This window comes from Trebonia sp. (assembly GCF_030042015.1).
In the GTDB taxonomy this organism is placed as follows: domain Bacteria; phylum Actinomycetota; class Actinomycetes; order Streptosporangiales; family Streptosporangiaceae; genus Trebonia.
The window spans coordinates 1-6652 of the sequence record NZ_JASIAL010000113.1 but is presented as its reverse complement, the minus strand read 5'-3'; the positions used below and the strand labels follow the sequence as shown (position 1 = coordinate 6652).

Genomic DNA, 6652 nt, shown 5'->3' with positions numbered 1-6652 from the left:
GCGGTTACATGCCCGCGATGAGCTTTTCCACGCGCTCGTCCACCGAGCGGAACGGGTCTTTGCACAGCACGGTGCGCTGCGCCTGGTCGTTCAGCTTCAGGTGCACCCAGTCCACCGTGAAGTCCCTGCGCTTTTCCTGCGCGCGGCGGATGAACTCCCCGCGCAGCTTGGCCCGGGTCGTCTGCGGCGGGATCGACTTGGCCTCGAAGATGTCCAGGTCCCTGGTGACCCGGTCCACCGCGCCGTTGCGCTGGAGCAGGTAGTACAGGCCGCGGCCGCGGTGCACGTCGTGGTAGGCCAGGTCGAGCTGGGCGACGCGCGGCGCCGACAGCGGCAGGTCGTGCTTGGCCCGGTAGCGCTCGATCAGCTGGTACTTCGTCACCCAGTCGATCTCCCTGGCGATCTTGTCCAGGTCACCGCTCTCGATCGCGCCCAGCGCCCGCTCCCACATCTCGAGCACGCGGGCGGCGATCGCGTCGAGCCCGTTCTTGTCGGTGAAATCCCGCGCCCTGGACAGGTACTCGTACTGGATCTCCAGGGCGCTCATCTCGCGGCCGTTGGCGAGCCGCACCCGGCTGCGGCCGGTCATGTCGTGGCTGACCTCGCGGATTGCCCGGATCGGGTTGTCGAGCGTCATGTCGCGCAGCACGACGCCGGCCTCGACCATGCGCAGCACCAGGTCGGTCGCGCCGACCTTGAGCAGCATCGTGGTCTCGCTCATGTTGGAGTCGCCGACGATGACGTGCAGCCGCCGGAATCGCTCCGCGTCGGCGTGCGGCTCGTCGCGCGTGTTGATGATCGGCCGGGACCGGGTGGTCGCCGAGGACACGCCCTCCCAGATGTGCTCGGCCCGCTGGCTGACGCAGTAGACCGCGCCGCGCGGCGTCTGCAGGACCTTGCCCGCGCCGCAGATGATCTGCCTGGTGACCAGGAAGGGGATCAGGATGTCCGCCAGCCTGCCGAACTCCCCGTGCCTGCCCACCAGGTAGTTCTCGTGGCACCCGTAGGAGTTGCCCGCCGAGTCTGTGTTGTTCTTGAACAGGTAGATGTCCCCCGCGATGCCTTCCTCGCGCAACCGCCGGTCGGCGTCGACGAGCAGGCCCTCCAGGATCCGCTCGCCCGCCTTGTCGTGCGCCACGAGGTCTACGACGTTGTCGCACTCCGGGGTGGCGTACTCCGGGTGGCTGCCCACGTCGAGGTAGAGCCGCGCACCGTTGCGGAGGAAGACATTGCTGCTGCGGCCCCACGAGACGACGCGACGGAAGAGGTAGCGGGCCACCTCGTCCGGCGACAGCCGCCGCTGTCCCCGGAAAGTGCACGTCACGCCGTACTCGTTCTCGAGCCCGAAGATTCGCCTGTCCACGCCTCTAGGCTACGTTCACTTACGCGCGCAGGTCACTATGGCTCGCCGAACCCGAGTCTGCCTGGCTCGGTCAGATCGTGCCGTTCTCGACGGCCTGGGCGATCCAGGGGATCACCTCGTCGAGCATCTCGTCCAGCGAGGTGGTCGCCTCGAAGCCGAGCACCTGCCTGGCCTTGTCTATGGCCGGGACGCGGCGCTGCACGTCGTACTCGAACGGCTCGTCGCTCACCACGCGCAGCGGGACGTCCGTGCCCTTGACCTTCTTCCAGATCGCCCCGGCGAGTTCGAGCACCGTGGTGGACTGCGCGGTGGACAGGTTGAAGTCCTCGTTCAGCGCGTCCGGGTGCTCCATGGCGATGACCACGCCGCGGGCCAGGTCGCCGCCGTAGGTGTAATGCCGCACCTGGTCGCCCGAGCCGAGGATGTGCAGCGGGTCCTGCCCCTTGAGCACCTTCTGCACCAGGTCGGGCACCACGTGGCTCATCGCGAGCTTGACGTTGCCTGACAGGATCTCCTGATCGCCCAGGGCGCGGGACTCGCCGATGCCCACGCAGTTGAACGGCCGCACGATCGTGTAGGGCAGCTTGTACTGGTCCCACGCCGCGCGGGCGAAGTACTCCACGGCGAGCTTCTGGAAGCCGTACGAGGACAGCGGCGGCGGCACCGAGCGCTCCTGGCCCTCGTAGGAGGGCCACTCGGGGGTGGACTCGAACACCATCGAGGAGGACAGGAACGTGACCTTGCCCAGCCCGCCCGATTTGTGCGCGGCGATCGCGGCGTCGCAGGACGCCGCGATGATCCGCTCGTTGGTGGCGAGCAGGTCGTAAGCGTACGTGTGGAAGTAGGAGATGCCGCCGATCATCGCGGCGCCCGCGATGAAGTGATCGCAGTCCTCGAGCAGCCGCGTCAGCAGGTCGACGTCACGGCAGTCGCCCTCGATCAGCTCGTAGTTGGGGTTGTTGTCGTAGGACTTGGCGACCTTCCCGTACTTGGAGAAGTTGTCGACGCCGACGACGGAATAGCCCTTCGCGAGCAGTTCCTCGACCACGTAGCCGCCGATGAACCCGGCCGACCCGCTGATCAGAACCTTCTTTCCATGGTGGCGCGAACCAGCCGACTGCATTACTGCTCGTCTCCCTTTCGTATTTTCTTCCCGTATGCCCGGATCCGCTCGGCGGTCAGCCGCCGCCCGAACGCGAATCGGTACCACCGCAGGTAGCCGGGTATCCACTTGGCAACCTTGAAGTTCGACACCCCGGCCTGGCGGTCCAGCCAGATCGTGGGGATCTCCGCCACGGGCATCCGCATCCGCTTGGCCTTGGCGGTGAGCTCGATGCCGATCTCGAACCCGTCCCGCGAGTCGATGCCGACCGCCCGGACGAAGTCGGTGGAGTACGCCTTGAACGAGTTCGTGGCGTCCCTGGTCCCGATGTGGGCGAGCAGCTTCAGCGACCGGCCGGCCAGCTTCGACAGCAGTCCCTTGAGGATGGGACCGCCGACCTGCTGGCCCCCGGGCATGTACCGGGAGGCGGCGGCGACCGCGACACCGCGGTCCACCAGCCTGGCCAGGTCGTCGATCTGCCGCGGGTCGTCACACCCGTCGGCCATCGTCACCACCGCCACCGGGGCGGCGGCAGCGGCGATGCCGAACCTGATCGCGTTGGCCGGGCCGCGGCCGTAGGTGTTGATCAGGCACCGGATCCGCGGCTCCTTGGCCGAGTAGTCGGTCACGACGGGGATCGTCGTGTCGTCCGCGGTGTCGACGACCACGAGCACTTCGCATGGCAGCCGCACCGACTCGAACAGCCGGTCAAGGACGGGGACGATGTGCTCGCTCTCGTTGTACGCAGGCACTACCACGGAGACCCGTGGCGTGTCAGCCGTCATACCCGCACACCCGTCCCGAGAACGTTCCAGATGTCAGCGACCGGCTTGTCGGTCACCAGGCCCCGGTACTCCGGGTGCGGCGCGGCGATCACCAGCAGGTCGGACCGCGCGATGACCTCGTCCTGCGGCAGCAGGTTCTCATCGACGGTGACGTACGGGTCGGCGCAAAGCACCCGGTGCGCCTTGAACGCGAGGATCCGCTTGAGCTTGTAGGACAGGCTGGAGCGGATGTCGTCCGAGCCGCCCTTGAACGCCATGCCCAGGATCCCGACGGTCATCGACGCGAGGTCGAACCGCTGCTCGAGCCGGTGCACCAGGTACAGCGGCAGCCCCTCGTTGATCGTCATCGCGGTGTGGCCGAGGGCGAACTGGTTGTTGTTGAACGCGGCGAGCTGCATCGTGTCCTTGAACAGGCACGGCCCGGCGGCGAACCCGGCGCCGGGCATGTCCGCGGCCCGCGGGTAGTCCTGGGTGAGCCCCTTGCGGATGCGCTCGAAGTCGAGCCCGCGGTCGTTGGCCATCATGTAGAACTGGTTGGCCGCCGCGAACTTGATGTACCGCCACACGTTCGTGAACAGCTTGGCCAGCTCGGCCTCTTCTGGCGACAGCTCCACGATCGTGTCGGTCAGCCGGCCGAACAGCTTCTTCGCGCGCTCCAGGCCCTGCGGCGAGCGGGCGGAGACGATCTGCGGCAGCTCGAACAGCTCGGTCATCGCCTTGCCCTCGGCGATCCGCTCCGGGCAGAACGCCACCTCGATCTCGGTGCCGCGGCCGGCGATCATCTTCTCCACAAGCGCCGTGACCCCGGGGAAGACAGTGGACCGCAGCACGAGCAGCTGGCCGGCGCGCAGGTAGTCCGCGCAGCCGCCAAGCGCGGCCGGGATCGCCTGCTGGTCGGGGTTGAGGTGCTCATCGACTGGCGTTCCGATCACCACGACGACGTGCTCGGCGGAGCCCACGATCGACGGGTCGGACGAGGCCTGGAGCCGGCCGGCGGAAACCACCCGCGCCAGCACCCCGGCGGCCCCGGGCTCGTCGAACGGCAGCGTGCCGGCGTTCACCGTGGCGACGGCGGCCTCGCTCACGTCGTAGATGCCGACCCGGGCGCCGCGATCGGCGAACGCGATCGCGAGCGGCAGGCCCACGTGGCCACATCCACCGATGACAACCACATCGCGGTCGAACTGGTCGCCTGCAGGCGATCCCGCCATCGCTCCTACCTCCGCTTGTCATAACGCGCGTCCCGGCTGACAGCCCGGGCACCTACCATACCGGGATTACCGCCCGTATTCGGTCATTCTTCGCTCGGACCGGCTGGCAGATTCTCGTCCCGTCAAGATGATGAACGTCTTGTCATGGTAGATACGCGCGGGGGGCGGTGAACCCCCGGGGCCATGGTTGGCCGCGCGCCCGGCTACGGGCGTATCCGGTCGCACGGGAGGGTCCAGGTTTGCGCCGCCGTATGCACGGTGATCTCGCCGGATGCGGACAGCGCGCAGTCGTGCAGCCACGTGGCGGCGATGGGACCCCAATTCCAGGACGCCTCGCTGCGGTAGCCCGGGTACCTGAAGTCGGCTATCCAGGCGGCTCCCAGGACGGCGACCAGCGCCGAGACCGCCGCCACGGCGCGCAGGCTCGTCCCGCGCCGGCTCGTCCCGCGCCGGCCGCGGGCCTCGCGGCGCCGTCGCAGGACGTGGTCGACCCCGACGACCGCGACGCACTCGAACAGGAAGATGGGCAGGTCCGTATAGCGGGAGCCGGATTCGTAGTCGGGGAACGCGGGATAGTGCACACGGGGGTTCAGGGACGCGTCGAACAGGTAAAAGAGAAGTCCGGTCGCCACCGCGGCCACCACGAACGGCCTGCTCGCGGGCTGGGCGAGGAGGATCGAGCCGATGATGACGGCCAGGATGGCGGCCACGATCACGATGGCCATGGTGCTTCCGGCCAGCGACTGCAGCCGCTCCGCCAGGTGCCAGCTGATCGATGTCAGCACCACGTCGTGGGCGTAGAGGGCGAGTGCGCGGCCGACCTCCGGCCGGCCGGCCAGCCGGGACTGACCGGAGGTGCCCAGCAGGACCACGGGCAGCTGCACCAGCAGGCCCGCCACCCAGCCCGCGGTCACCGCGTGCTCACGAGGGCGGCGCAGCGCGAACAGGCGCGCCGCCACCAGCGGCGCGAACAGGACCATCGTCACTTCGCTCGAGGTCGCCGCGAACGCCACCAGCGCCGCCGCGGCCATCCCCGCACGCGTTCGCGGGCGCCAGAGCAGCGCCCAGAACAGGGCGAGCATCAGGTACCACAGGGCATCGACGGCGCTGTCGGCTATCTCCATCGGCGCGACAGGCAACAGCACCACGGCGGCGCCGAGCAAAGCCCGCAGCGGCTTAGAGCGGATGTGCCCCGCGCTCGCGTGAAAGACGAACAGACCGCAGGCGGCCGCGATCGCGGCTCCGCACACCGCGTCCCAGCGGGACACCTGCGGCAACGGAAGGTAGGTCGCCAGCTGCGCTATCACCCGCGGCAGGAGCTCCTCATAACCGCCGTAAGGGATGAACAGCTGCCATGGCCGCTGCAGCGCCTGCGGGAAGAACTTCCAGTAGTCCTCCGCGTAAATCGTGTCCCAGGGCGGAAGTCCCGGAATGCGCTCAAGCAGCACCACGGCGCCGAGGGCGACCGCCGCGACCTGCGCCACGACACCGATCACCCGGCGGCTCAGCGGTCGCCGCGGGGCGGGCGCCGATGCCGGGAACAAGTCGCCGAGCACGCCGGAGGCGGACCGACGCCCCGCTGGCGCTCCCTGAGCCGCTTCATCGAGGCGCATCGTCTCGGGCACGGCATCGAAGCTACCGCATTCGGGTCGGAAGCCGGAGCAGATGGCGCCCGATCCGGCCCGCTCCCCGTGCCGCGTCACCAGTTCGTGGCGATGTACTTCGTTTCCGTGTACTCAAGCAGCCCCTCGTGCGCGCCCTCGCGGCCGATGCCGGATTGCTTGACGCCGCCGAAGGGCGCGGCCGGGTCGGAGACCAGGCCGCGGTTGAGCCCGACCATGCCTGCTTCCAGGGCCTCCGACACCCGCAGCCCGCGGCTCAGGTCGCGGGTGTACACGTAGGAGACCAGGCCGAATTCGGTGGCGTTGGCCCACCGGATCGCGTCGGCCTCGTCGGTGAACCGGACCACGGGCGCGACGGGGCCGAAGATCTCGGTGCCCAGGATCGCCGCCTCGGCGGGCACCTCGTCGATCAGCGTCGGCTCGTAGAAGTACCCGCGCCGCGCCGGCGCCCGGCCGCCGGTGACGACCGTGCCGCCGGAGTCCGCCGCGTCGGTCACCAGCTCGGCGACCTTGGACCTGGTGGGCTGGTTGACCAGCGGCCCGACCTCCGTGGACTCCTCGAGGCCCGG

At 69.0% G+C, this 6652-nt stretch carries 6 protein-coding genes; all 6 read right to left on the bottom strand.

Annotated elements, in window-relative coordinates; all coding sequences use genetic code 11:
• Positions 1 to 4 precede the first annotated feature (4 nt).
• Positions 5 to 1363, bottom strand: coding sequence for a Pup--protein ligase (gene pafA, locus Q1N79_RS05745; RefSeq protein WP_300605335.1), 1359 nt, complete (start codon positions 1361 to 1363; stop codon positions 5 to 7).
• A gap of 70 nt (positions 1364 to 1433) precedes the next feature.
• A complete protein-coding gene (locus Q1N79_RS05740) occupies positions 1434 to 2486 on the bottom strand; it encodes an NAD(P)-dependent oxidoreductase (RefSeq protein WP_300605333.1) in 1053 nt (350 codons plus the stop codon).
• The gene (locus Q1N79_RS05735) at positions 2486 to 3250 is read right to left on the bottom strand and encodes a glycosyltransferase (RefSeq protein ID WP_300605331.1); all 765 of its coding nucleotides are present in this window, start codon (positions 3248 to 3250) and stop codon (positions 2486 to 2488) included. Before Q1N79_RS05735 ends, Q1N79_RS05740 begins: the two co-directional genes overlap by 1 nt.
• Positions 3247 to 4461 (bottom strand): nucleotide sugar dehydrogenase, encoded by a 1215-nt coding sequence (locus Q1N79_RS05730; protein ID WP_300605329.1) that lies wholly within the window; start codon positions 4459 to 4461, stop codon positions 3247 to 3249. Before Q1N79_RS05730 ends, Q1N79_RS05735 begins: the two co-directional genes overlap by 4 nt.
• A gap of 203 nt (positions 4462 to 4664) precedes the next feature.
• Positions 4665 to 6086: a hypothetical protein gene (locus tag Q1N79_RS05725; RefSeq protein WP_300605328.1), complete on the bottom strand. Its 1422-nt coding sequence runs from the start codon at positions 6084 to 6086 to the stop codon at positions 4665 to 4667.
• Between the two features lie 74 nt (positions 6087 to 6160).
• A partial coding sequence (locus tag Q1N79_RS05720) for an aldehyde dehydrogenase family protein (protein WP_300605326.1) occupies positions 6161 to 6652 on the bottom strand: 492 nt, incomplete at its 5' end.

What these genes read in the sequence shown, in the direction of transcription:
- Q1N79_RS05740 (WP_300605333.1), bottom strand. Translation starts at nt 2,486, where the DNA reads ATGCAGTCGGCTGGTTCGCGCCACCATGGAAAGAAGGTTCTGATCAGC.
- Q1N79_RS05735 (WP_300605331.1), bottom strand. Translation starts at nt 3,250, where the DNA reads ATGACGGCTGACACGCCACGGGTCTCCGTGGTAGTGCCTGCGTACAAC.
- Q1N79_RS05730 (WP_300605329.1), bottom strand. Translation starts at nt 4,461, where the DNA reads ATGGCGGGATCGCCTGCAGGCGACCAGTTCGACCGCGATGTGGTTGTC.